Below are 25166 nucleotides of genomic sequence, written 5' to 3' on the forward strand. Positions count from 1 at the left end.
TCCCGAAGGACAAGATCCGCTCGACTTGCATGTATTAGGCACGCCGCCAGCGTTCGTCCTGAGCCAGGATCAAACTCTCCATAAAAGTGATCCGAAGATCATTTATGAATTTGCTTGTTAGCTCATTCAAAAAACTAGCTTGTTTTAAGACCTTTAACAGGTCGCTCATTGTTCAGTTTTCAAGGAACAAATTTCGTCGTATTTCTTGTCCCAGTCTTGCGACCGGAATTAGAATATATCACACATCGAAACTCAATTGCAAGCTTTATTTTTCAACTTGTTTTGCGTTTCGTGCACCGCGCTTTTCCTTACGTCTCAGCGGCAGAACATTAGATTACTACAATAACCACATACAAGTCTAGTGTTAAAATATTCCTGAACTCTGACCGATCATAGTCCCCCGCAGTACTTGTCCTGCAAAAATAGAAAAGCTGCCCGAGTTTCCTCGGACAGCTTTCTGACGGTGATCGATCGATTAGAGTTGCTTCAAGTTCACAAAACACATCGGTTGGAACACTTGGGCACTGCGTTAACTCCCGTCTTTCAACGAAAAGCTAAGCAGCACATGTGACCTGCTCTGCGACACGTCGCCTCGCTTCCATGTAGTTAGGTGATTAACTAAAACCCTCTTGTAGCTCTTGCACCATTCGGTTCAATGGAACCACACCTCTCTTTGCACCGTCGAATATATCTTGTACAGAAAACGGACTTCTTATTCAAGTGTTTTGAGTTTTCGTAAAGAAGGGAACCAAACCATCCATAACCCTGCGACAATGATGGTGCCGATCCCGCCAATTAACGTTGCATTCACAGCTCCGACCAAACCCGCAAGCGTGCCCGACTCAAACTCGCCGAGCTGATTCGACGTACCGATGAACAACGAATTGACCGCATTGACGCGGCCGCGCATCTCATCCGGCGTTTGGAGCTGAACAAGTGAAGAACGAATGACGACGCTAATAACGTCCGAAGCACCGATCATGAGCAGCGCGAACAGCGATAAGACCAGATTCGTCGAGACGGCGAATAGCATCGTCGCCAAACCGAATATGGCAAGCGCGCCGAACAGAATCGGTCCGAGCGCTTTCTTGAGCGGATAATACACGAGGGCAATCGACATGATGAGCGCCCCCACCGCTGGTGCTGTACGCATGAGTCCCAGCCCGACAGCGCCGGTTCGTAAAATATCTTCAGCAAAGATCGGCAATAGCGCCGTAGCGCCGCCGAGCAGTACGGCGAACAGGTCAAGCGATATGGTGCCCAAAATAATCGGATGACGTCTCACAAAGACCAGCCCAGAGAAGAATGATTGAAGCGTAAGCGGAGCCGGCGTTCTAATACCGCGTTCCATACGAATAAGAACGGTCAGAATCGCGCCTGCGAGCAACGCCACCGACGCTGTCCCATACACATAAACAGGACCTACAGCGACGAGAATGCCGCCAAGCGTCGGTCCTAAGATTTGCGACGTTTGACCGGCTGAAGTCGTCCATGCGATTGCTTTCTGCATAAGCTCCTTTGGCACCAACATCGGCAATAAAGCGGATGACGATGGTCCTTCGAACGCTCGGCATGCGCCAAGTATCATCGCCGCTACGAGGATCTCCTCGCGTCCCAGCCAGCCCGCAAGATTGGCGATGAGCAGCAGTACTGCTATTCCGCTCTGGATGAGCTGAACAAGAAAAACGATGATGCGGCGGTCAAAGCGATCCGCGATTTGGCCGACGATCAGCGTAAGAAGCAGCATCGGAAGGAACTGAGCAAGGCCGACAAGGCCGAGACTGTATGCGTCATGTGTCAGGTCGTACATTTGCCATCCGATTGCGACGGACAGCATTTGGAATGAGGTGGATGAGAACGTGCGTCCGATCCAAAACTTATGGAACGATGATTGCTTTAATGATGGTTCCGATATTTGCTGCATGTTGCACGGGTCACTTCCTATCTCGTAATTGCTTTTCTACGGCATCGACTTGCGGTTCAATGCTATCCCACCGGTTCATGCAATGGTACAGAATCATCTCAAGATCATTGGCTCTCTGCTCCGGATTCATATTCCTCACAAGCAAATTAAGCAGCCAATTCGTCAAATTGCGAAGATGATGCTGATAGCAGTAGAACCGTAGCACGCCGGTGTTCACCTGAACCTCGCGGCCCATCTGCTTCTCGTATGAGGATATATAAATACCAAACTCATCCCCGATATATCCTCGGATATCAAATTCGATCGGCGCAATTATGACGGATTCCCAGTCGACTAGATAAAGGCTTCCGTTGTCGCCACGAATTAAGTTGCCGCCCCACATGTCCCCATGACAGAGCACCATCTCCCGGTCGTCCTCAAGGGACTTTGCCTGCAGGTCGATAAGCAACTTAACCATTCCGCTGATCCGCTCTCTCTGTGGCAGCAAATTTGCTTGTAGCTCAAGGACAATAGGATCTCCATCTCCAACTCCGTCGACTTCGCTTCGGTGTTCCAGCATTACCAGGCACTGCTCCAAATCAGGAACGAAGGATAAATCGAACGTTTCCGAAGGAAGCGCGAACAGCTCGTGATTCAAGGTTGGCATAATGCCATGGACCCGCGCAGCTAGCTGAGCAATCGTGCTGATCGTCTCCGGCGAGAATGGATAGGCATCTGCGAGCGTCTCTCCGGCGATGTAGTTAAACAACACAATGGTACATTCCTCTACCGTAATCCAGTAGTCGCCGCTGAGCGTGCGAATCGGCCATGTTAGCTGATCAAATTGACCCTCATGCTGCAATTGCCAAAGCAGAGGCAAGTAATAGCTGAGTTTGTCCGCTCCACTCTTCTGACGATCGTTATTATGGTCGAAAAGCTTGACGTAATACCGATGCCCGCCATTGCACTGTAGAAAATAAGAATAAGCAGCATCCCCCACCGGAATAAACGGCATGGCTTCTGCCTGGATGCCATACGCGTCGCTTAGCTTTGCGAGCACCAGCGCCTCGTCAATCTCGAATTTGACCTTCATTCTGTTTAGCCTCCTCCAAAGCAAAAAATCCGCGTTAGCCGCGGATTTCTGTAGCCAGTTTATAACTGTACCTGCATCGTCCCTAACCCGCGGAAAAGCATGTTCGGACGCCATTTGGGATATTCGTCCTTGAAGCGCATTTCTGGAAAACGCTGCATGAACACGGACAGCGCAATCTCGCCTTCCATGCGCGCCAGCGGCGCACCGAGGCAGAAATGAGCTCCCGTAGCAAAAGCGAGATGGCGGTTCGGAGACCGCTCAATGAGGAACCGATCCGGCTCCTGAAACTGTGCCGGGTCGCGATTCGCTGCGCCAAGCATAACAGTGACAAAATGCCCCTGCTTAATGGTTTGGCCACCGATCATATAATCAGCGGAAGCAAGACGAGAAGTCTGCTGCACAGGCCCTTCATAGCGAAGCCCTTCCTCAACAGCAGATGCGGTCAGAGCCGGCTGACTGCGTAGGAGCGCATGCTGCTCTGGATGGTCTAGCAATGCTAGCATCATATTGCTGATCAAGTTGACTGTCGTCTCATGCCCGGCTACAAGCAGCAGTACACATGTCGCGATAAGCTCCTGCTCCGTCAAGGCATCGGCTTGCTCCTTCGCATGAACTAAATCGCTGATCATATCTTCCTTCGGCGCCTTCTTACGCTCGGCGATCAGCTCACGGAAGTAAACGGAAATCTCCTCAGCTGCCCCAATCGCTTGCTGCGCGAAATCCGGCGGTTGTTCGCCGCCTTCCAATATGCGCGCGAAAGTATGCGACCAGCCTTGAAACAGCTCCCGATCTTCCGGCGGAACGCCAAGCATCTCCGCGATGACGATAACCGGCAGCGGGAATGCAAAGGCCGAGATGAGCTCCGCTTCGTTGCCTTCCGCCATCTGGTCGGCAAGGTGCTCGGCGATATTACGGATATTCTGCCTGAGCCTCTCCATCGCGCGAGGTGTGAAGGCTGGGCTGACGAGCCCCCTTAATCGGGTATGTACAGGTGCATCACGGAGCAGCATCCAGTTATCGAGCAGATCGTTGACCGGCTTCCATTCGTTCACCACTTGCTGCGGCGGCTCTTCATACAGGCCGGGCATCGCATTCTTATGCTCGCGGACAAATACCGGATCCTTCAATATTCGATTGACGTCTTCATATCTTGAAATTATCCAGAAGCCGCTCTCTTCAACGAAGTGAACTGGCTCATGCTCAAGCAAATAGGAATAGAACGGATACGGATTGCGGTGCGCCGACTCGGAATACCGCCGAAACCAGGAAGCGATATCAGGCTTCTCGGTGGATGACGATTGCGAATGTGAATGCGTAGACACAGTAACCACACCTTTTCGTTTGATCAGTCTGTCATTACTTCGTCATCAATGAGCCATTTCCTGCCATACCCGGTATCGGTATCCTAATGCTCGATGATCTCAATATCCATGCTATAGAGCAGAGAGATTGCCTCCGGCAGCGTAAACTTCGCTTTCATAATCCGATTAACGCTCGGATCTATCGCATAATTCGTTGCATGCGACAAGTCTGCGCCAGTCAGATTCGTCTCGCTAAACAAGCTTTCCGAGAAATTGGTATGGGTCAGCTTCGACTCCTGCAAATTCGTCTGACGGAAATCGACATTCCGAGCGGTACAGTCTTTCATCTCGCTCTTCGGCAGCGTTAGCCCAATGAACGTGGAATGATTCAGCACACATTCATCGAATCTCAGCGTTCCGGGCACGACGATCCGCGACCAAGAGGCTTCGGTCCAATCGACGCCAACCAGCTTGCATTGCTTGAATGACGCTTGCGAGATCGAGCTATCGAGCAGCTTGACCAAGCTGAGATCGCAGGAAGTAAACGCACAATCCGAGAACTTGCATTCATCAAACACCGTTTCGTTGAAATCGCATTTTGTAAACGTGCAATCATAAAATTTGACGCCGATTAGTTCTTCCTTAGAAAACGTCAATTCCGCAAAATGTTCGTTATAGTACTCTTTTTCATGGAACATCTGTATCCACCTACTTCAATTTGGTATAGATCAATTTGCGTAGAATCGCCGTCTCCTTCACAGGGATCGAGAATCCTCGCGAGCTGTCGGACACATTGACGAGCAGGCCAGTACTGCCTTCATCACGATCAATATTAAGCACATACCGATTCTTAACTCCGTCACTAAATTGTACATTCATGTAGAAATACACGTCATAATCAAGATCTCCCATGATTTCCTTCGCTTTGCCGGACGCATCGAGAAAGATCTCAATATCTTCGGGACGCGTGAATTTCATATCGGCTAACTGCCTCTTCTCGTGCTGAACGCATAAGTTGGCACACTCGAGCGTAATGCTCACGATATCGTGCTTACCATTGCCAATCAATGGATCTGAGGATTCGCTTCCCGATCCCGACTTACAACTAACAACCGTGCACAGCAAGACTAAGATTACTATAACATGGTAAAGACCCTTCTTCATCCAGATAATCTCCTCCCTGTGCCTCTGAAAATGGATACGCAGCATCTCCCCATTTGTTGCGAGCCAAATCCCGAAGCTCACCCAGGTGAAGGCTTTATGCAGCACTCTCGAATCGGGTATCACAGACCAAAAAAGAGCAAAGGCGTCTTCAGCCCCTGCTCTTCACAATCGTTCAACTATTCGGTTACTGGCTCCAAATCGCACTCTTGCAGCTTCAGCAGCTTCGACTTATGCTTCCACTTGTAGCCGAGCCAGATCACAAGGAACAGCGGAATCCCGATGTAGGATGCTAGCACGAACATCCAGTCGATCTTGCCGTCTGAATACGCGCTGATGCTCTGTCCGATGATGACGATCATACACATGATGCCTGCCAAAATCGGTCCGAACGGGAACCACAGCGAGCGATAAGGCAGATCTGCAATGCTGCGGCCTTGCGCGACATACGCCTTACGGAAACGGTAATGGCTGATTGCAATACCGAGCCAAGCGATGAAGCCCGACATACCGGATGCGTTCAGCAGCCAGATATACACCTGACCATCCCCGAAGAAGGACGCGAGGAACGCAAGCATGCCGATTGCTGCGGTTGCAAGCAGCGCATACACGGGAATGCCGTGTCTGTTAAGCTTGGCGAACAGCTTCGGCGCCTTGCCTTCTTTCGCTAGCACCCAAAGCATCCGTGTCGAAGCATACATGCCCGAGTTTCCTGCGGAGAGAACCGAACTCAGAATGACTGCATTCATCACGGAAGCGGCAACGCTAAGACCCGCTTTCTCGAAGATGATCGTGAACGGGCTTGCCGCAACGCTGCCGTCTGCAAGCGTATCAGTTGTGAACGGAATGAGCATTCCTACAACGAAGATGGCCAGGATGTAGAACAGCAGAATCCGCCAGAACACGCTGCGGATGGCGCGCGGAACACTCTCGCGGGGATTCTCGGATTCACCTGCCGCGATACCGACAAGCTCCGTTCCTTGGAACGAGAAGCCGGCCGCCATACAAACGCCGAGCACGGCCAGCCAGCCGCCTGAGATCGGAGCGTCGCCGGCTGTAAAGTTGCTGAAGCCTACTGCGTCTCCGCGCCAGATGCCTACGATCATAAGCAAGCCGATGCCGATGAACACGATAACAGTGACGATCTTGATCATTGCAAACCAATACTCGGATTCGCCATAGCTTTTGACCGACAATAGATTAAGTCCGACCATGAGCGCCAGGAACAGCGCACTCCATAAGAAGGATGGGCTGTCCGGCAGCCAGAACTTAATGATGAGCGTTGCGGCAGACAATTCTGCGGCGATCGTAATCGCCCAGTTATACCAATAGTTCCAGCCGAGGGCGAAACCGAAGGATGGATCTACGAATCTCGTTGCATACGTGCTGAATGTTCCCGATACCGGCATATAGGTAGCCATTTCGCCCAAGCTTGTAACGAGGAAATAGACCATGATTCCAATAACGAGATAAGCTAGCAGTGCTCCTCCGGGTCCGGCTGAGTGAATGGCTCCGCCGCTTGCCAGGAACAGTCCTGTTCCAATCGATCCGCCGAGGGAAATCATCGTCATATGGCGTGATTTCAAGCCTCTGCGCAGTTTGTTCTCTATCAATTTCGATACGCTCCCTTTACTGAATATCCCTGAAAATAAACACAAAAAAGCTGCCTTCTTCAAACACAAGAAAGGCAGCTTAAACGTACCTCTATGATCCTGTTCCAAGATAGCTCAACATGTTATCCCTGGTAAGGATAGCATGACAGTTCCGTTCCTTTCGGAAACGGCCCCAGCAGGCACGCCCAGTATGACGCGCAGCTTCGGCGATGTTGCCTTTTCACCCGGAATCAACAGTCTTTACTGGACTTCCCCCGAATGTACTCTTCAACATCGCGACCTCTACCTCATCACATGAATCATGAGGCATTTGTATTTAATTTTCACAACAGGTTTCAATATTAAAGAGCCTCGTCCTAAAAAGCAATGGTAAATTGTTCCGAACTAGCGCGAATAGGCTACTCTAAATCACCGCCGCGGTAGGCCTTCTCGTGGTATTTGGTAATGAATTTGAACAGCGATCGCCCATCATCATCCGGCTTGAAAGACGAATCTAACGGCAAATACATCGCATGAAACGTCTCTGGCACCCAGATATACGGATGTACATAGCTTGTCAGCTGAAAGCCCGTCTTTAGCCAGAATTGGATGCGCTCCGCATTCTCCTCCGTCTGCTCTGCTTCGACCTCGATGATGATCGCATGGCAGGACTCCGAGCCGGCTGCCCACTCGCTGATCGCTTCAACGCAATGTCGGCCAAGCCCGCTTCCTCTGCGACTTGCACGTACTGCAAGATAATCAAGCACAAGCACGTGCGCATGACGATCGATAGACGTCAACGCCATCGCAATGACTTCGCCCGCTTCGCTCCATGTATGCAGCTCACTTAGCTTACGCTCGAACATGCGGCGTATAACCCCTACACTCTTGCCTCTATGTTCAGGGAATGCTTCCCTGTAAACAGGCTCTACCTCTCGCCAGAAGCTCTCATCCCACTTCGATGTTACTTGATAGTCCATCGACATCTTACAGGTGGGCGATCAGTTTCTGCACGAATTGCTCCAAATACCGCTGGTCCAGCTCATCGAACCGGTTCAGTTCAGGACTGTCGATGTCCAGTACACCGAGCAGCTCACCGTCTTTGATGATCGGAATGACGATCTCGGATTGCGAAGCTGCGTCACACGCAATATGGCCCGGGAACTCATGAACGTTCTCGACGCGAACCGTTTCTCTTGTGCTTGCCGCCTTGCCGCAGACTCCGCGAGAGAACGGGATGCGTACGCATGCAGGCAGCCCTTGGAACGGTCCAAGGACTAGCTCCCCGCCGCGGTTGATATAGAAACCAACCCAGTTGATGCGATCTAGAAACTGATTCAGCAATGCGGATGCATTGGAGAGATTCGCGATTTGATCGGCTTCCCCTTCAAGCAGCGCTCCGAGCTGGCTGATGACTAATTCGTAATTTTGTTCACGTGATTCTGTATATGCCTCTGTATGAAACATGTTGGATGCTCCTTTACTTGCTTGATAGGAATGGATGAAGAAAGTCTCTATATTGTATATCAGCTGGATGAGCCATTCAAATTGATGCTGCTGGAAGATGAATAAATTCACCGTGCAATATCTAACTAAATTCCCATCCTAGTGCAAGTTCCTGCAGATCATCATTGCCGATACGAATCGTCTTCTGCTCGGTAATACGGCCACCCTGTGCCAGGTAGAACGTTAAGGACGGATTGTCAGCGAGCACCCATAACATCATCCCGGAACAACCGGTTTGCCGTAGAAATTCCATGACACTGTGAAATAGCTCTTTGCCTATGCCCTTACGTTGCTCCTGTTGAATCAAATAAATGGCATATAGCTCCCCGTCAGAGTCCTGTTGTTCTTCACGACATCGTCCACCGCTTGCAAACCCGACTATACGGCCGTCGTCCGCTTCTGCGACGAAGATACAACCCAGCTCGTTCATGTTGTTGAAATTCCACTGCCAGTTTCGAAGCCGCTGCTCCACAGACAAGCTGTCCAAATAATCATCGGCAACAATCCCCCGATATGTTGTCTGCCAGCTCTGCACGTGAACGGCCGCAATTTGCTCCGCATCAGCTATTGTCGCTGCTCTTACCAACATTTGCACCCCACCGCCTTCTACCCAACTATTCCACGGATATAACCAATTCCCTCTAACCTATTAGGTTCATTTTGACGGTATAAACAATAAAGGCCGCCAGTCTCTATGGACCAACAGCCAAACAATTCGTTTAGTTACTCTTCCCTGTCAAGCTAAGCTCGAACATATCAATGATCCCCAGGAAATGCTCCGCTTCCCGATAGACATGATCGGCAAGCAAAGGATGGATGATACTCTTGATTCGGCAAGCCTCAATGAGATCACGTGCCGTTTTCTTAAAGTCACGCAGGGCGACGACAGATACGCGGTTCTGATCAAGAAACTGATCCAGCAGAGGAACAGTCTGCGATTGCGGTCGCATCGAATCAAGATCGATCGCTTGATAGAGCAGTTTATCGAAGTCGTGACCGAACTCATTCGCCTGCTCGACTAGCTTGCGTTCCGAAGGATCAAGCAGATGGCTGATGAATTTCGCATGATCAGCCATGATGCGCAGGAAGAACACATTCTCGTTGATAATGGCATCAGGCAGCGATTCCAGCCTACCGGCATTCAGCTCTGCCAGCCGATTGCGGAAATAGTTCGCTTCTCTGCTCGTATGATCGACTAGCAGTGGAAAATTATTCGCTCCAGGCAGCTGACAGGTGAGAATAAGATGAAGGATTTTGCGTTTAAACAACCAGATGTGCGATACGGCATTGTGAACCTCTTCATTAAATCTCCTGATCACCGCCGGATCTGTGCCTGTCGTGAATTGATTCGCCCTGTTCTCAATATTCTCGAAGATAGAGTAGAATTGATTGGCCTCATTGATTAGCGTCGTATCCTCACAACGGAATCCAAGCTTCAGAAATAATGAATGCTCTTTCATAATCCGTGACCAGAACCGAACCTCCTCCAATGAGCGAGCTACGAATGCATCCGGCAACTCGAATCCCTCCCTATACTTCTACTCCAAGCTCTATAGCGTATGGAAGTAAGGCTTGTATATATGACATTCGAACGGGGCTAGATCGAAGAAGTAATTCCAATAAATTTCCATAATCACCGAAACTCTTGGTGTGTGTAGAGCGTAATAACAGCTATGCTACTGAACCCACTACCGATGAAACGGGGAATTACGATGCCGAATGAATTGAGCACGCAGCTGCTTGATGCGAAAGAACGGCTGTACCGGCTGAACAAAGCAGAGCGCAGACGCGAAGAACTTCTAAGACGGGTCCGTACTCTGGAACAAATCATAATCCAATATGAGGTCCAGCTAGAGAAGGAAGAGGCAGACGTCGAGAAGCTGACCAAGCTCAGCCTAACGAACTTATTCCATATCATTCTGCGCAGCAAGGAAGAACAGCTCGAGCTTGAACGCCAACAAGCGCTAGCTGTCGCACTGAAGCTACAGGAAGAGAAGCAGCGGCTATTGAGCACCCAAGAAGACTTACGGCTTCTCGGTGACGAGCTGTCACAATATCAAGGCGCTGATCGTGATTATAATCGCCTATTAACCACCAAGGAAGCTGCACTTCGCGTCGCCTCTGCGCATGCGAGTGAACTCATTGCTATGGATGATCAAATATCGGACCAAACCATCCAATTGAAGGAGCTTCAAGAAGCTTTGACAGCAGGCAATCGCGTGGTATCTGCTCTTGAGGATGCATCCGCGAGTCTGGAGAAAGCGGAGAATTGGGGAGCGTGGGATACTTGGGGCGGGGGCGGATTAATCAGCACATCCATTAAACATGAGCATGTGGATGATGCCAAGCGGCATATTCAGAACGCGAATCATCTGCTCCATAACTTCCGTGATGAGCTTGATGATCTCAATCAAGCCATCAATATTCAGATTGACATCAGCGGCACGCTCAAGATGGCTGACTACTGGTTCGATGGCCTTATCACCGACTGGATCGTCCAAGGACGTATTCAGAATTCACAGCAGCAGACACTGGATGCGCTAGGAGATATTTATCCCGTCATTCGAGAGCTGCAAAGCAAACAAACAAGCGGCCAAGCAGCACTTACGGCTCTGCAATCGAAACGCCAAGTTTGGATTGAGATGACGAATCTCGAGTAAATAGCTGAGGGCATATGCTCCTTAGGAGGCATATGCCCTTTGCTTTAGTCAAGACGGCGTTCCATCTGGATGCCCACCACATATTCACCTGTTGCTGTCTGATTACTAAATAGATCTACGGGTATGAATCCGTGCTTTCTATAGAAGATTAACCCTCGCGTGTTCGTGCTTTGGCAAATCAACTTCATCACGCTTACTCCGAACCGCTCCTTCGATATATTGATCATCGTTTCGAGCAAGAAAGAAGCAGCACCTCTACCTCGATATGCTGGCGCTACGATGACATTACCCAAGAAACAGCTCTCTTCTTCTACCCCATACAAATTCGCATATGCAACGACTTGATTCTCGCATAGAATGCATGTTGGTACCTGTCTCGTTTTGGTTCGTTCTTCAATTTGCTCCGGTGTAAGTGGGAACTGAGCTGATGGAAAGAAGTATTGAAGCTCTTCTGCATTGAGCGTGAATGTAGAGATAATCGCTAAGTCTGAAGCTTCGAGTGGACGGCTAGTGTACACGGCAAATTCCCCCTATTTGCAGAGCTGAATACTGATTACTGATTACTTATTTCTTGTTCCACGTATCCTTCAGCGGTACGATCCGATTGAACACGAGCCCCTCAGCGGAGCTAAGCTTCGAGTCTGTACAGAAATAGCCGTGACGGAAAAGTTGAAACTTCTTCTCTGGACCAATGTCACGAATGTACGGCTCAACCATCGCATTGCGCATAATGGTTAGCGATTCCGAATTCAATCGATCTGACCAGTCCTCATTCTCTTCTGGCAGAGCGTCCGAGTGCAGAAGCTTATTATACAGATGCACTTCAACTGGAACGGCTTCGTCCGCAGACACCCAGTGGATCGTTCCTTTCACTTTCCGCTCATTAAACCCCGAACCGCTCTTCGTTCTCGGGTCGTACGTGCAGCGAAGCTCTACGATCTCGCCTGTCGCAGAATCCTTAATCACTTCTTCGCAGCGGATGAAGTACGCCCCTTTCAGCCTGACTTCCATTCCTGGACTAAGCCTGTGGAATCCAGCAGGAGGCGACTCCTCGAAGTCTTCTTGCTCGATGTAGATCGTCCTCGTGAACGGCACTTCCCGTGATCCAAGCTCCGGACTCTCGCTATTGTTCTCAACAGTTAGCAATTCCGATTGACCCTCTGGGTAATTGGTAATGACCACCTTTAACGGGCGGAGCACTCCCATCACACTTACCGTAGTTCCCTTCAGCTCTTGACGGAGAACGTGATCGAGCAGCGAGATATCCACGGTGCTTTGCGTCCGAATGCTGCCAATCTCCGTTATGAACCGGCGAATACTCTCTGGCGTAAAGCCCCTTCGCCGAAGACCGCGCAGCGTAGGGAGTCTCGGGTCATCCCATCCATCTACGTGTCCACCTTCGACGAGCTGCCGCAGAAATCTTTTGCTCGTGACAACGCCTGTCAGACTGAGCCGCCCGAACTCCCTTTGACGCGGAGGTACTGGCAGTTCAAGCTCACGCAGCACCCAATCATACAACGGGCGATGATCCTTGAATTCAATGGAACAGAGCGAATATGTGATGCCTTCAATCGCGTCTTGAATCGGATGCGCGTAATCATACATCGGATAGATGCACCACGCATTCCCCGTCCGGTAATGCTCGGCATGAATGATCCGGTACAGCACAGGATCGCGCATGTTCATGTTGGGCGAGCTCATGTCAATCCGGGCACGGAGTACTTTCGCGGCTGATGGGTAAATGCCAGCCTTCATCTCCTCAAACAGCTTGAGGTTCTCCTCCACCGTCCGGTCTCGATAGGGACTGTTCATCCCCGGTTCAGTAAGTGTCCCACGATACACCGACATCTCAGTTGGCGACAGATCACATACATACGCTTTCCGATCCTCGATCAGCTTCACGGCACAGCGATAAATCTCCTCGGAATAGTCAGAGCCGTAATAGACATGCTCCTTCGGGTCGTACCCGAGCCACTTGATATCCTCGATGATGGCGTTCACATAAGCGATATCTTCTTTGAGCGGATTCGTATCGTCAAACCGCAAGTGGAACTTGCCGCCGAAGCTGGCCGCTATCATGTAATTCGTATGGATCGCATAGGCGCTGCCAATATGCAAATATCCGTTGGGCTCTGGTGGAAAGCGCGTGCACATGTCCCTGTTGAACGGCTCAACAGCGAGCTCTTCCTCAATTAACTTCAACATAAAATTATCATTGTTCATGGTCTTCGGCTCCTCCTAATGAGCAAATAGCGTGGCATTAACTTGCGAAAAATAAAAAAACTTCACCTCCAAGACTTGTTGGTCTTGGGGACGAAGTTATTCGCGGTGCCACCCCAGCTTCATTAATATGTCGCCATATTAATCTCTTCAAGTACGGCACTCCGTTGTATGGAATGGTTATACTCTAGCTCTGTAACGGGAGCTCCCGTCATGCCATCACGATAAACCCTAGATCCGGCATGCTGCTCAGAGGCTTGGTTCGCGGAATAGATCCCTTGCTCCTTCTCAGCACCCGGAGCTCTCTGTACAGGTTCCTTATTCCCTACTCTTCTCTTCATCGCACGGTGTAAAATATTTCAAACATCATAACAGATCACATACTGCGTTGTAAATGGGCTAAACACAATGGCGAGCTATGGCAGGCGATACCAGGCAAAAGGCTTGCCGTATCGGTATGTATCGCTGATTTCGTTCAACTGCTCCTTGAGTGGATCAGAGAGCTGTTCAGAAACGGAGACGCAGTTCAAATTATCTTCCAACTGGCTAGTGCTCGTCGCTCCGACGATAACCGTGGACACTGCTGGACGGTTCATAAGCCAAGCGAGCGACAACACGCTAGCTGACCATCCGTTCGACTCCGCGATGCTGCTGACTTGCTCACCGAGCGTAATTCTGCCTTCATCCAGAAACCGCGCGAAGTTTGGGTCGGTCACGACACGAGAATTCGACGGCGCTTCTTCATTAAGGCTATACTTGCCGCTCAAGATACCGCCAGCGAGCGGGAAGTATGGAATAATGCCTACGCCTTGGTCAAGACAGACCGGCGTTAGCTCCTGCTCAGGCGTCCGGTCCGCAAGCGAGTAGCTGACTTGCGTGGATACGAATCGCGGGAATCCTTTGGCCTCGCTAATCGCCAATGATTTCATTAGCTCCCATGCAAAATAATTGGATGCGCCAATATAGCGAATCTTGCCATTACGCACCATATCATCGAGGAAACGAAGCGTCTCCTCCAGCGGCGTGTACGGGTCGAAAGTATGGATTTGATAAAGGTCGACATAATCCGTTTGCAGCCTTCTGAGGCTATCCTCCAGCTCTTGCTGAAGATGATAGCGGGAGGAACCACTCTCATTCGGTCCGCTTCCCCGTGGAAGTCCGCCTTTTGTCGCGAGCACGACCTTGCGTCGTTTGCCTTGGAGCGCCTCTCCAATAATACGCTCCGACTCCGTGCCAGCGTAGATATTCGCCGTATCAATGAAGTTGATCCCTCTATCTATAGCGAGATCGATGATTCGTATGGAAGTTTCGCGATCGGCCCGCTTGCCGAATGCATTCGTGCCGAGTCCAAGCTCGGATACGCGAAGCCCGCTGTTACCTAGTCGTCGATAATTCATCGTTGATTATTCCCCTTTGCGCCGTTTACTTGATTCGATTCATAAAATCCTTCATTGCGTGAGACATCCATTTCTTAGGATGCTTAACGAGATATAACTTCAGTCGGATGTCAGGGTGCCCGAAAGGCAAAACCGCCAGCTCGCCTCTCCGGATCTCTTCTTCTGCCGCCATACGCGGCAATAGCGCGACGCCATCACTAGTCATTATGCAGCGCTTAATCGCTTCCGGATTGCCGAGTTCGAGCCCAATGCGGTACACATGTCCATTCGCACGCAGCACCTTTTCCAGCATGATGCGGTAATTACAGCTATCCTCGCTCATGAACCATTCCACACCTGTAAGATCGGATAGCTCCACGTTATCTTGCGAAGCAAGCCTGTGAGTCGGATTCACGATCAGCACGAGCGGCTCTTCCCGTATCATCTGCCATTCAAGTGCTGAATCAGACGGATTACTTGCCAGGATAAACCCGAGATCAATCTCGCCGTCCCTGAGTTTGTTTAAGATCGATTCTTCACGATCCGATTGCAGTCTGATGGCAAGATCAGGATAATCATGACGCAGCTGCTGTATGGGAGGCGGTAGATAATAGGATGCGATGGAATCAATCGTTCCGATCGAGAGCGTACCTCCACCCTGACGAGCAAGCTTTTCCTTGGATTCCTGAAATAAGTCCAGCATTTGCACGGCTACCCGGAGCAGTTCTTCACCGGCCGATGTTAAGCGCAGCCCTCGCCCGAATCTCTCGAACAGCTCCACGCCATACGCTTTCTCCAGCTTCTGAATTTGAGCCGTTACACTGGATTGTGCATAGCCTAACTCCTCGGCGGCACGGGTAAAGCTCTGGCGATGCGCAACCTCGCGAAAGGTTTGCAAGTAGATGAGGTCCATTTCGCTCTCACTCCATCATTATTTTCGATTTCCCTCATCACTTATTATAGATAACTCTGATCCATATTCCTATGCTACAGTTAGACTATAAACAACATTTCGGAGGTGCAGCCATGCTACATGAAGAGAATCTACGCGGAATATTCGTGCCAGTCGTGACTCCGTTCTCACGAGACGGATCACTAGATGTATCATCTTACGACCGTTACTTATCTGACCTGCTTACGCATGACATTCAAGGAATCGTCATCAATGGAACAACCGGAGAATCGCCAACCGTTACGTGGGAGGAAGTAAGCGAGCTTGTCCGAAGAACGAGAGCGATCATTAACAGCTGCGGCAAACAGATCCCGGTAGTTGTCGGCACTGGTACGAACGATACGCATTCCACCATTTACCGAACCAAATCTGCGGAGACGTTCGGTGCGGACGCCGCACTCGTCGTTGTGCCTTATTACAGCAGACCGTCGCAAGCTGGCATTCTCGAACACTTCCGACATGTTGCGCAAACGGGATTACCCATTATTGCGTATGAGGTTCCCTACCGCACTGGCGTTCGGCTGAGCCCAGACACGGCTGCTGAGATTCTGGCACTGGATGGGGTAATTGGAATGAAGGATAGTTCTGGAGGAATTGAACTGCTATCAGGATTGAAGCAGCTTGATGTCAAGAAGCCCATCCTTTGCGGAGAAGATGCGTATTTTCTCACCCATTTGAATCAAGGTGCCGCAGGAGGCATTCTGGCAGCTGCGAATATAAGGACGGAGATGTTCATCGAGACGTATCGGCAGCACCGAGACGGCCATTCAGCTCAAGCGGCGAATGCATTCGATTCTCTGATTCCTCTCATTGAGCTGCTATTTCGGGAGTCGAACCCCGCCCCTCTCAAATGGCTGCTTTCCAGACAGGGCATCCTTGCATCGGAAACCCTGCGACTTCCATTGATGCCTATATCTGAAGCATTACAGCTGCAGCTAGCGAAAGAGAGGGGATATTAGTCAGTAAATCGTAAAGGCACCCGATTAGTTGAGGCGGGTGCCTTGATCTGTAGAATAAGCATGAAGATGATTCTCGATAACAAAGAAATGATTAAACAAACCAACAACACGGATCTTATTGTCTTCATCGTTGAAAATATACGAGTCGGCTGTCATGAAGAAGACGAGATGTCTGATATGAGTCGCCAAAGGATCATACTCCGTGTGAAAGCATTTCGTGCTCGTTTTAGGTTCGCAACTAAGCCCTTGATTATTTTGCAGAAATGCGTGGTAATCCTTCGAGCTGGGATTTGTAGATGCCATCACAAACAAGATTAAGAGAGTCATCCACGTCAGAAGTTTCTTATACTTAACGACTAGTCTCCCCCTCTCTAGTAGATGCCTACCTATTCCTATTCTTGAACGAGCCTCTCGAAGATAATTTCAAAAGAACCTGGTTTCCCATGACCGTCGTAATTGGTCCCGAGAACCTGTACTAAACGCCAGCCTGCCTTTGCATATTCATCGATCGTATTGCGATGCGTAGGAGCTGAGAAGAAACCGCCTAACGAAGTTTCCACGTATTGGTATTCGTATACTGCCATGATTGATCAATCCTTTCGTCCCTCGTCGATTAATAATATTTCAGAAAACCCCATAAGAGTAAGATTGGAACAGCTGCAATAAGACAAGCCATTGCGGCATTCTCCCGTTGTCTCTTGTCGCTTGGATCTTCATTGGAGTAATTGGCTCGCTGACGATCTCCCGACACCATTGCCCCGCTTGTAATTATTGTGCAGATAACGAGGGCTACCCCAATCCAGCCGGATAGTCGTTGAATGGTGGCGCTATTCATCAATATCGTCAACGCCCACAGAACGAATGAAACAATCAGTCCAGAGAGAAATGAGTATTTTGCGGTTTTCAACATCTGTGTCCCTCCCTCCATCTGATTTCCATAATTACCATATCATGCATACGTGCCAATGCGGGGAAAGTTTCGGTTGGAAGCTCTACATCACCAAATGACGAGGAAAGAAAAGAAGCTGATCCAATTGACCAGCTTCCAATGATTAATTACATATGAAGTTGAAACCATGCTCAGGAGTATGCTGCAACGATTCCGAACCGCTCCGGCGAGAATGCCAGCCTGCGCTCTGCCGGCTGCTTCCCGTCCAGGCAATCTGCTACGAACTTGGCAGTTGCCGGGCTGAGGAGGATGCCGTTGCGATAATGGCCGGCAGCCATGATGACACGGTCTGATGCGCTGAGCGGTCCGAGCAGCGGGAATCCGTCCTGCGTGGATGGACGCAACCCCGCCCAGCGATGGAACGGAACGCGATGCTCCAAATCTGGAACAAGCTGCTTGTTCCACTTTCGCAGCCGTTCGATGCCCCTATCCGTTACTGTCGTATCGAATCCGGCCACATCCTCAGATGCGCCGCAGACGAGAGTCCCGTTCTCCTTGGCAACGAGATACCCTTGATTGCAGAAGACCATATGCTTAACCGGCAGCTCACCGCCCGCCTCGTAAGCGCATATTTGCCCGCGAATCGGGTACACGGGAATCCGAATGCCGAATGTCGCCTCCAGCTCCTGCGCCCACGCGCCAGAGCAAACAACCAGCCGATCGCCTCCGAACTCGCGACCGTCCGCCGCTTGAACGCGCACTTCGCGCTGCCACTCCGACACAGCCAGCTGCCCCAGCTGCTCATGAATCTGCACGCCTAGAGAACGGCATGCTTCCTCAAGCGCCTTCACATAATGCGGCGCATAGAGATGGCTCTCTTCCGGCGTATACAACGCCGCCCGCACATTGCCCGCCAGATGCGGCTCAAGCAACTGAAGCTCGTCGCCTTCTATGATGCGCCCCGAAGAGCCGTATTCGCGCTGCCAAAGCAGCCTGCCCTCAAGCGCCAGCAAGTCGGCATCATGATAGGCTGCATAGAGGCTGCCCGAGTTCGTATACTCGAACGATTGGCCCGATACTGCCTTCACGTCAGCCTGCCATGCTGGGTAGAGCTGTAAGCTCTCCAAACATAGCTGAAAAAAAGCATCAGGCCCTTCCACGTTCTCGGAATAAGGCGCAAGCATTCCGGCAGCTGCGCCAGACGCTTGCCCGCCGCAGTGGTTGATCTCCAGCACGGTCACTTCATAGCCCCGTCTTCGCAGCTCGAACGCGCAGGATAAGCCGATGACGCCACCGCCCATCACGATCACTTGCTCTTTCATCCGAAACCTTCTCTCCCTCGTGTACGACTTCTCGACATCCAAGCTACCTGGTTAGCTCAGCTTGAACGCCTCGTAACCGCTGCTTGCTGATGCGTACTTCTTCTTCTCAATCCGGCCTGACAAGTAGGAGAGCCTGCCCGCTTCGATGGCAAGCTTCATGGCCAGTGCCATTCGTACAGGATCCTTTGCTTTGGCTACAGGCGTGTTCATTAATACAGCAGACACGCCGAGCTCCATCGCCTGCGCGACATCGCTGACAGAGCCAAGACCTGCATCGACGATAACCGGAACTTTCGCATCCTCGACAATGAGACCCAGATGGTAAGGATTAAGAATGCCTAGCCCCGTCCCAATCGGAGCTGCTCCTGGCATAACCGCTGCCGCGCCGGCTTCCTCAAGACGTTTGCACATAATGGGGTCATCCGTGATATAAGGAAGCACTGTAAACCCTTCTTTTACCAGAATCTCCGTCGCTTTGAGCGTTTCAATCGGATCAGGCAGCAGTGTACGCTCGTTCGCGCTAATTTCCACCTTCACCCAGTCGCTAAGACCCGATGCGCGAGCAAGCCTCGCGATGCGAACTGCTTCATCGGCTGTCCGTGCGCCCGATGTATTCGGCAAATAGACATAAGATTCATCCTGAACATGCTGCAAGATCGAATCGTCTTCCGTAGATTCCAGATTAATCCGCCGTATAGCGAAGGTAAGCACCTGTGCGCCGGAGGCTTTGATCGCTTCCTTCTGCACATACGGATTCGGAAACAGCCCTGTCCCGATAAAGAAACGCGATGTTAGCTCAACGCCGCCAATTTGAAATCCATCCCTCATCATCCGTTAGCCCCCTCCGACAAAATGAACCAGCTCGATCTGCATATGAGGCTGCACCTCTGCCGATGCCCACTGCTCAGCAGTCAACACGGCGCCGCCTGCTTCCACGACTAACGGCTTCCCCGTCAATCCGTAATGCTCCACGACATCCGCAATCGTCAGAACGCCGTCAAGCTCGCGTTCCGTTCCGTTAATAACGAGCTTCATCGGCCACTCTCTCCCTTGCTATCCAGCTTGGCGAGGAACGCTCTGCAAATTCCGCTCACGTCACTGCTGCCAACAATTTCGCTCACCGCGCATACACGGGTTGCTCCTGCAGCGATGACTTCATCCACATTGCTCAGCTTAATGCCGCCAATGGCAACAAACGGAATACGGATCTCCGCAGCCACTTCGCTCACATAAGAGACGCTAACCGGATCGACGACATCCGCCTTCGTCGCTGTGCGAAATACAGGTCCGACTCCGATATAATCAGCGCCTTGCGCTTCTGCCAGCCGAGCTTCCTCAATGGCATGAGTAGAGATGCCGATGATTCGATCTCCGACGAGCTTGCGCGCTTCTTCCAGAGGGAGATCGTTCTGGCCCAAATGAATGCCGTCTGCATCCACTTCCAGCGCAATATCGATATGGTCATTGACGATGAAGGTTACGCCATGCTTGCGCGTCAGTTCCCGAAGCGCCTGCGCCTTGCGGAGCAGCTCTTCTCTATCGCTTGTTTTATCCCGCAGCTGGATGATATCCGCACCGCCGAGAATGGCTTCCTCCATCACCTCAATAAGATCGCGGTTCGGGTGAAACTGTTCCGCTGTAATGGCATATAGGCGAAAATCTTTCATTTTCAAAAGCCCCCTTTTTTTACGCTCCAATGTATCTCGCATACAACGTTTTTGCTCGGACAATGTCCTCGGTGCCTTGCACGAATACGCGACCGTCCGGGAACAACACCAGCCGCTCGCCCTCCGGCAGCTCGGCGCGAACCAGATACGCATTGCCGCTCACCTTGACGACAGCAGGCGCCAGCCGCTCGCTCCACTCAGCCAGATCAATAGGACCGCTTCCCGCGAGCTGCACTGTCTCCCGCCCGCATAACGACACCGCCGCTTCCGGCTGCGCCGGATCAAGCGCCGGGTACTGCTTTAACTGGCAGCAGGGACAATTGGCAGTCGGTTCCCCGAGCTTCATTTCATAATGCCTGTTATGCCACAGGTCGAATGTAACGAGACTACTTCTGCGCTTGTCGCCTGCGCCTACCAAATACTTCAGCGCTTCGACAGCTTGATAAGAGGCGACGATATCGATCACCGGCGCGATGACGCCAATCGTATCGCAAGTCTGTCCGCTCGCATCTGCGGATTGAATGAAGCAGCGAAGACATGGCGTCTGCCCTGGCACAAGCATCGCGCTCATTCCATGCGCACTAACAGCACCGCCGTACGTGAACGGAATTCCTCGGCTGAAACAAGCGTCATTCAGTAGAAAACGAGTTTGGAAATTATCTGTTCCATCGAGTACTAGATCAACTCCATGCAGCAGCTCGTCGATATTATGAACGGTGGCATCTGCGACAATCGCCTCAATTCGGACGGACGAATTAATGCGTGAGAGCTTCTTCTCCGCCGCAACCGCCTTCGGATAACCGTTTTGCACATCGTCCTCGTCGTACAGCATTTGCCGCTGGAGGTTGCTCAGCTCAACATAGTCGCGGTCTACGAGGCGTACGAAACCGACGCCTGCCCTAACCATATGGTTGGCGAGCACGGTGCCGAGCGCCCCCATGCCGACAATGCATACAGCGCTTTGTCCCAGCTTACGTTGACCCGCTTCGCCGATTGGCGCAAACAACATCTGTCTTGAATAGCGTGTGTCCATTGGATGAGTCTCCTCCTACAGATTGCGGAACGCCTCTTCAGCTTTGATTTCCTTCGATATTTGGTTATGTTCCTTCAGCCATGCGATAACGTCCGTCCACGATTGAGCGGATTGACTCATGAAAGGCTCTTTTCCAGCATCCATAAGCGGCAACAGAATAGCCAAGCTTTGCTTCTCTACATCAGCATCCAGCGGAAAATCTGCATTTTGTTTATCGAGCAGCAGCTTAAGTGCTTCATCCGGGTGGCTTGCCGTATACGCCTGCCCTTTGCCTGCTGCTTCGATGAACCGCTTGATCGCGTCAGCGTTCTTCTCTACGCCGGACTCGCTAGCCGTGAGAACCAGCTCGTAGTAATCGGGAACGCCGAACTTGGACGGGTCGAATACGGACAGCTTCTCGCCTTCTTTCTCGAGCAGCAGCTTCTCATGATTGATGTATCCCCCGATGATGCCGTCCACTTTCTTCGTGGTCATCGACGGGATAAGATCCCAACCAACATCCACATATTTCACCTTGGACGGATCGCCGCCATCTGATTTCACCATCGTATTAATCAGCTCCTGATCGAGCGGGAGGGATGGATAGCCTACTGTTTTACCCTCCAGATCCTTCGGGCTTTGCACCCCGTCTGAGCCGCGAACGAACAACTGATTCAGCGGATGGCGAACGATTGCGCCGACAGATACAATCGGAATATCTTCCGCTCTCGCAACCGCAACCTGCATCTGATAGCTGAACGCTAGATCTGCTTTGCCCGTCGACACCAGCTTGAGCGCATCATTCGTATCGGCAGGCGTCTCCAGCTTGACCTTGAGGCCAGCTTCCTTGAAGTAGCCTTGCGATTCTGCTGCATATAAGAACGTATGAACCGCATTCGGATACCAGTCCAGCAGAACCGTCAGTTCCGTTTCACCATCGCCAGAATCTTTCTTGGACGCACAGCCGGCTGCAGCACCAATCATAAGCGTAGCCGCGAGTACCAGCTTCGCACTTCTTCTCCAATTCCTTAACATCGTTGCTTGCCTCCCTTGAATCATCATGTAATTCCCTATAATCCACTGCTATCCCCTGCGATGGTTCAGTACCAGCTTCTCCAGCAATTGAACCGCAAGGAACAACAGAATACCCATTGCCGACAGCAACAGAACACCTGAGAACACCGCTTCACCGCGAAGCATGTTCGATGCCCGCTTCGTATACATGCCAAGCCCATTCTCCCCGCCGAGCCATTCGCCAAGCGTTGCGCCACCGACGCTAATTGCGGCCGCTAGCTTGAGACCTGTAAAAAAGCCCGGCATCGCCGATGGCAGCTTCCATTTCGTGAATAGCGCGCGCTTGCTCGCCCCCATCGTCCGCAGCAGCTCCCCGATACCGGAATCAGCAGTCCGGAAGCCGTCAGCGGTATTCACTGCAATCGGGAAGAACGTAAACAGCACGACAACAGCGACTTTACTCCATATTTCATAGCCGAACCACATCACCATAATCGGCGATAATGCGATAATCGGAATCGTCTGTGAAGCGACGATCAGCGGGTAAACCGTGCGCTTGGCAATTCGAGAGACGTCGATAAATATCGCTGCCGCTACACCGAATACGGTCGAAATGAACAGCCCCAGCAGCGACTCCCACAGCGTGACTCCCACATGCTTCACCAGTACACCACGGTTCTCCCACATAGAGACAAGCACATCGGACAATTTAGGAATAATGTAATGCGGAAAATGAAAAATTCGAGCACTTGCTTCCCACAGAAGTGCAATCAGCAGCACGAACGCCGCCTCAGGTAGATAAGCGGTTATTCTAGCTCTCATGCTCATCACCTTCCTTCCGCCCATTCGCGCCTTGCTCCAACAAGGAGATTAGCTGCCGCTTCAAGCGGATGAATGGTTCATCGAGCGCAAGCTTATGGCTTCGCGGACGAGGAAGGTTGACTTGCAGTTCGCTCAGAGCTGTTATCGGAGAACTCGCGGCTACGAGAACTCGGTCGGATAGGAAAAGCGCTTCATCAACGTCATGTGTAATGAAGAGCACAGTCTTGCGATGGCGTTCGCATACCTGCAGCAGCCACTCCTGCATGCTGAGGCGCGTTATCGCATCCAAGGCGCTGAATGGTTCATCAAGCAGGAGCAGCTCGCCGCCGCCAAGCAAAGCACGAAGGAAAGAGACGCGTTGGCGCATGCCGCCTGACAGCTCATGCGGATACTTCCGCTCCGTGCCCGCTAATCCGAACTCGGGCAGATGCTCCAGCACTTGGCGCTTCGCTTCGCCTTTGCCGACTCCGCGAAGCTCAAGGCCAAGCGAAGCGTTCTCCAGCACGGTTCGCCACGGCATCAAGCAATCCCGCTGCGGCATATAGCCGATTCGTCCTCGCTTCGCCGCTTCCTCAGCCGGCTCTTGGTTTGCTCCAATCGCGATCAATCCTGCATCTTGCTTGAGCAAGCCGGCCACCAGCCGGAACAGCGTAGTCTTGCCGATTCCGCTCGCGGCGAGCATGCTAACGAACTCGCCTTCCTTGATATCGAAATCAAGTCCGCTGAATAACGGAGGCTCATCTGCAAACGAGAAATGCAGATCTCTCACAGACAGCGCGATCGGTGGATTCTCTAGCTGCGAAATACTCACACCGGCCACTCCTCTAAGCGGTAAGCCATATCCCAGAACATATACTCCAGCTTCGAAGCTATGAGGAATCGCTCCTCCAGCATCGCGAGCTCACGCTCAGGCAGCCCCTCCGCCAATTCGTCCATCAGTCCGATACACCAATCCGTCAACTCACCGAATTCTTCGGAGCCGTACATCAGAATCCATTCGCGATAAAGCGGATGGTCCAGCGCGCCGGGAAGCTTCATGAATGCGACTCCGATTTCGCGGTAGCTCCACATACACGGCAGCAAAGCAGCTACCACTTCTGCTAGAGAGCCATTTGCCGCGACATCCATCAGATATTTGGTATAGGTAATTGTCGTCGGCGAAGGTACCGTCTGTTCCAGCTGTTCGCGGCTTACGCCGAACTTCTCCGTATATTGGCGGTGCAGCTCCATCTCCACATTAAGCGTGTTATGCAGCAGCTCTGCAAACTTGGCCATCGTCTGCACATCACGGGCTTTCACGCTGCCGATCGCAAACAATTTGGCATAATCAATTAAGTAGACATAATCTTGCTTGAGATAATAGATAAACCGATCGGGATCGAGCGTCCCCGAACGCAGCTCCGTTAGAAACGGATGCTCGTGGCACTTCGTCCACACCGGCTCTGCAGCTTGGTACAATCTTTGGCTAAAACAACTCTTACTCATCGGACAACAGCTCCTTTTTGTTACAGGCAACAACGGCATAGAACGCAAAAAAACCATTCGAGAATATACGAATGGTTGCGAATTCATGCAATTCGATACGTTCTCTACGCCAGCATTACCTGGTTCAGATTAACGGTCAGGGAAATACGTTCCCTATCTCAGCCAGACTTCATCCAGCACCCGCACATACTATTCAGTTGCTTTTACTATAAGCGATCATCCATCATTTCAC

The 25166-nt window shown here is 51.3% G+C and carries 28 protein-coding genes, 1 rRNA gene, 2 riboswitches and 1 other annotated feature; of the genes, 2 read left to right on the top strand and 27 right to left on the bottom strand.

Annotation, left to right across the window (positions count from 1 at the left end):
* The 11 genes from AC0YNX_RS08250 to AC0YNX_RS08300 all read right to left on the bottom strand — a co-directional run.
* Positions 1-85: ribosomal RNA gene (locus tag AC0YNX_RS08250) — 16S ribosomal RNA — on the bottom strand; the annotation flags it as partial.
* Positions 86-712: 627 nt separating this feature from the next.
* On the bottom strand, positions 713-1924 hold the full coding sequence (locus AC0YNX_RS08255) for an MFS transporter (protein ID WP_475815212.1): 1212 nt from the start codon (positions 1922-1924) through the stop codon (positions 713-715).
* Between the two features lie 10 nt (positions 1925-1934).
* Entirely contained in the window at positions 1935-2996 is a 1062-nt protein-coding gene (locus tag AC0YNX_RS08260) for a phosphotransferase (protein WP_475815213.1), read from the bottom strand.
* 59 nt (positions 2997-3055) lie between these two features.
* A complete protein-coding gene (locus AC0YNX_RS08265; protein ID WP_475815214.1) occupies positions 3056-4318 on the bottom strand; it encodes a cytochrome P450 in 1263 nt (420 codons plus the stop codon).
* Positions 4319-4401: 83 nt separating this feature from the next.
* On the bottom strand, positions 4402-4995 hold the full coding sequence (locus tag AC0YNX_RS08270; protein ID WP_475815215.1) for a pentapeptide repeat-containing protein: 594 nt from the start codon (positions 4993-4995) through the stop codon (positions 4402-4404).
* Between the two features lie 10 nt (positions 4996-5005).
* Positions 5006-5365, bottom strand: coding sequence for a YhfM domain-containing protein (locus tag AC0YNX_RS08275; RefSeq protein WP_475815216.1), 360 nt, complete (start codon positions 5363-5365; stop codon positions 5006-5008).
* Positions 5366-5637: 272 nt separating this feature from the next.
* Positions 5638-7029, bottom strand: a complete 1392-nt coding sequence (locus AC0YNX_RS08280) for an amino acid permease (protein ID WP_475816206.1) — start codon at positions 7027-7029, stop codon at positions 5638-5640.
* A gap of 144 nt (positions 7030-7173) precedes the next feature.
* A riboswitch (Lysine riboswitch) is annotated at positions 7174-7364 on the bottom strand.
* A 105-nt stretch (positions 7365-7469) separates the two neighbouring features.
* Positions 7470-8030: a GNAT family N-acetyltransferase gene (locus AC0YNX_RS08285; protein WP_475815217.1), complete on the bottom strand. Its 561-nt coding sequence runs from the start codon at positions 8028-8030 to the stop codon at positions 7470-7472.
* 7 nt (positions 8031-8037) lie between these two features.
* The gene (locus AC0YNX_RS08290; RefSeq protein WP_475815218.1) at positions 8038-8517 is read right to left on the bottom strand and encodes a GAF domain-containing protein; all 480 of its coding nucleotides are present in this window, start codon (positions 8515-8517) and stop codon (positions 8038-8040) included.
* Positions 8518-8638: 121 nt separating this feature from the next.
* Positions 8639-9145 carry an N-acetyltransferase family protein gene (locus tag AC0YNX_RS08295; protein ID WP_475815219.1) on the bottom strand — a complete coding sequence of 169 codons (507 nt, stop codon included), beginning with the start codon at positions 9143-9145 and terminating at the stop codon, positions 8639-8641.
* Between the two features lie 130 nt (positions 9146-9275).
* The gene (locus AC0YNX_RS08300; RefSeq protein ID WP_475815220.1) at positions 9276-10073 is read right to left on the bottom strand and encodes a DUF2935 domain-containing protein; all 798 of its coding nucleotides are present in this window, start codon (positions 10071-10073) and stop codon (positions 9276-9278) included.
* A gap of 177 nt (positions 10074-10250) precedes the next feature.
* On the opposite strand from AC0YNX_RS08300, the gene AC0YNX_RS08305 reads away from it, so the two are divergent.
* Positions 10251-11216, top strand: coding sequence for a hypothetical protein (locus tag AC0YNX_RS08305; RefSeq protein ID WP_475815221.1), 966 nt, complete (start codon positions 10251-10253; stop codon positions 11214-11216).
* A gap of 44 nt (positions 11217-11260) precedes the next feature.
* Here the strand turns inward: AC0YNX_RS08305 and AC0YNX_RS08310 are convergent, their stop codons facing one another.
* The 4 genes from AC0YNX_RS08310 to AC0YNX_RS08325 all read right to left on the bottom strand — a co-directional run bounded on the left by AC0YNX_RS08310 (position 11261) and on the right by AC0YNX_RS08325 (position 15725).
* Positions 11261-11734, bottom strand: coding sequence for an N-acetyltransferase family protein (locus tag AC0YNX_RS08310; RefSeq protein ID WP_475815222.1), 474 nt, complete (start codon positions 11732-11734; stop codon positions 11261-11263).
* A 46-nt stretch (positions 11735-11780) separates the two neighbouring features.
* On the bottom strand, positions 11781-13421 hold the full coding sequence (locus tag AC0YNX_RS08315) for a glutamine--tRNA ligase/YqeY domain fusion protein (RefSeq protein ID WP_475815223.1): 1641 nt from the start codon (positions 13419-13421) through the stop codon (positions 11781-11783).
* A 101-nt stretch (positions 13422-13522) separates the two neighbouring features.
* Positions 13523-13786: a binding site (T-box leader), on the bottom strand.
* 66 nt (positions 13787-13852) lie between these two features.
* A complete protein-coding gene (locus tag AC0YNX_RS08320; protein WP_475815224.1) occupies positions 13853-14833 on the bottom strand; it encodes an aldo/keto reductase in 981 nt (326 codons plus the stop codon).
* A gap of 25 nt (positions 14834-14858) precedes the next feature.
* Complete coding sequence (locus AC0YNX_RS08325) at positions 14859-15725, bottom strand: LysR family transcriptional regulator (protein WP_475815225.1); 867 nt, start codon at positions 15723-15725, stop codon at positions 14859-14861.
* Positions 15726-15838: 113 nt separating this feature from the next.
* Here AC0YNX_RS08325 and dapA point away from each other — a divergent pair, with 113 nt between their 5' ends.
* Positions 15839-16723: a 4-hydroxy-tetrahydrodipicolinate synthase gene (dapA, locus tag AC0YNX_RS08330; RefSeq protein ID WP_475815226.1), complete on the top strand. Its 885-nt coding sequence runs from the start codon at positions 15839-15841 to the stop codon at positions 16721-16723.
* A gap of 24 nt (positions 16724-16747) precedes the next feature.
* On the opposite strand, the gene AC0YNX_RS08335 is transcribed toward dapA, so the two are convergent.
* From AC0YNX_RS08335 to tenA, 12 genes are all read right to left on the bottom strand, one after another.
* On the bottom strand, positions 16748-16912 hold the full coding sequence (locus AC0YNX_RS08335; RefSeq protein ID WP_475815227.1) for a hypothetical protein: 165 nt from the start codon (positions 16910-16912) through the stop codon (positions 16748-16750).
* 203 nt (positions 16913-17115) lie between these two features.
* The gene (locus tag AC0YNX_RS08340) at positions 17116-17307 is read right to left on the bottom strand and encodes a DUF4177 domain-containing protein (protein ID WP_475815228.1); all 192 of its coding nucleotides are present in this window, start codon (positions 17305-17307) and stop codon (positions 17116-17118) included.
* Positions 17308-17336: 29 nt separating this feature from the next.
* On the bottom strand, positions 17337-17633 hold the full coding sequence (locus AC0YNX_RS08345; protein ID WP_475815229.1) for a DUF5316 family protein: 297 nt from the start codon (positions 17631-17633) through the stop codon (positions 17337-17339).
* A 170-nt stretch (positions 17634-17803) separates the two neighbouring features.
* The gene (thiO, locus tag AC0YNX_RS08350; protein WP_475815230.1) at positions 17804-18934 is read right to left on the bottom strand and encodes a glycine oxidase ThiO; all 1131 of its coding nucleotides are present in this window, start codon (positions 18932-18934) and stop codon (positions 17804-17806) included.
* A 51-nt stretch (positions 18935-18985) separates the two neighbouring features.
* Positions 18986-19765 carry a thiazole synthase gene (locus tag AC0YNX_RS08355; protein WP_475815231.1) on the bottom strand — a complete coding sequence of 260 codons (780 nt, stop codon included), beginning with the start codon at positions 19763-19765 and terminating at the stop codon, positions 18986-18988.
* Positions 19766-19768: 3 nt separating this feature from the next.
* Entirely contained in the window at positions 19769-19969 is a 201-nt protein-coding gene (gene thiS, locus AC0YNX_RS08360) for a sulfur carrier protein ThiS (protein WP_475815232.1), read from the bottom strand.
* Complete coding sequence (thiE, locus tag AC0YNX_RS08365) at positions 19966-20601, bottom strand: thiamine phosphate synthase (RefSeq protein WP_475815233.1); 636 nt, start codon at positions 20599-20601, stop codon at positions 19966-19968. Before thiE ends, thiS begins: the two co-directional genes overlap by 4 nt.
* A 19-nt stretch (positions 20602-20620) precedes the next feature.
* Complete coding sequence (locus AC0YNX_RS08370; protein ID WP_475815234.1) at positions 20621-21634, bottom strand: ThiF family adenylyltransferase; 1014 nt, start codon at positions 21632-21634, stop codon at positions 20621-20623.
* Positions 21635-21649: 15 nt separating this feature from the next.
* Positions 21650-22648, bottom strand: a complete 999-nt coding sequence (locus AC0YNX_RS08375) for an ABC transporter substrate-binding protein (protein ID WP_475815235.1) — start codon at positions 22646-22648, stop codon at positions 21650-21652.
* Positions 22649-22696: 48 nt separating this feature from the next.
* Entirely contained in the window at positions 22697-23449 is a 753-nt protein-coding gene (locus AC0YNX_RS08380) for an ABC transporter permease (protein ID WP_475815236.1), read from the bottom strand.
* On the bottom strand, positions 23439-24260 hold the full coding sequence (locus AC0YNX_RS08385) for an ABC transporter ATP-binding protein (protein ID WP_475815237.1): 822 nt from the start codon (positions 24258-24260) through the stop codon (positions 23439-23441). The genes AC0YNX_RS08380 and AC0YNX_RS08385 overlap by 11 nt, the downstream gene beginning before the upstream one ends.
* Positions 24257-24934, bottom strand: a complete 678-nt coding sequence (gene tenA / locus AC0YNX_RS08390) for a thiaminase II (protein ID WP_475815238.1) — start codon at positions 24932-24934, stop codon at positions 24257-24259. The genes AC0YNX_RS08385 and tenA overlap by 4 nt, the downstream gene beginning before the upstream one ends.
* A gap of 84 nt (positions 24935-25018) precedes the next feature.
* Positions 25019-25128, bottom strand: a riboswitch (TPP riboswitch).
* Positions 25129-25166 lie beyond the last annotated feature (38 nt).

The organism is Paenibacillus sp. J31R98 (assembly GCF_056269245.1).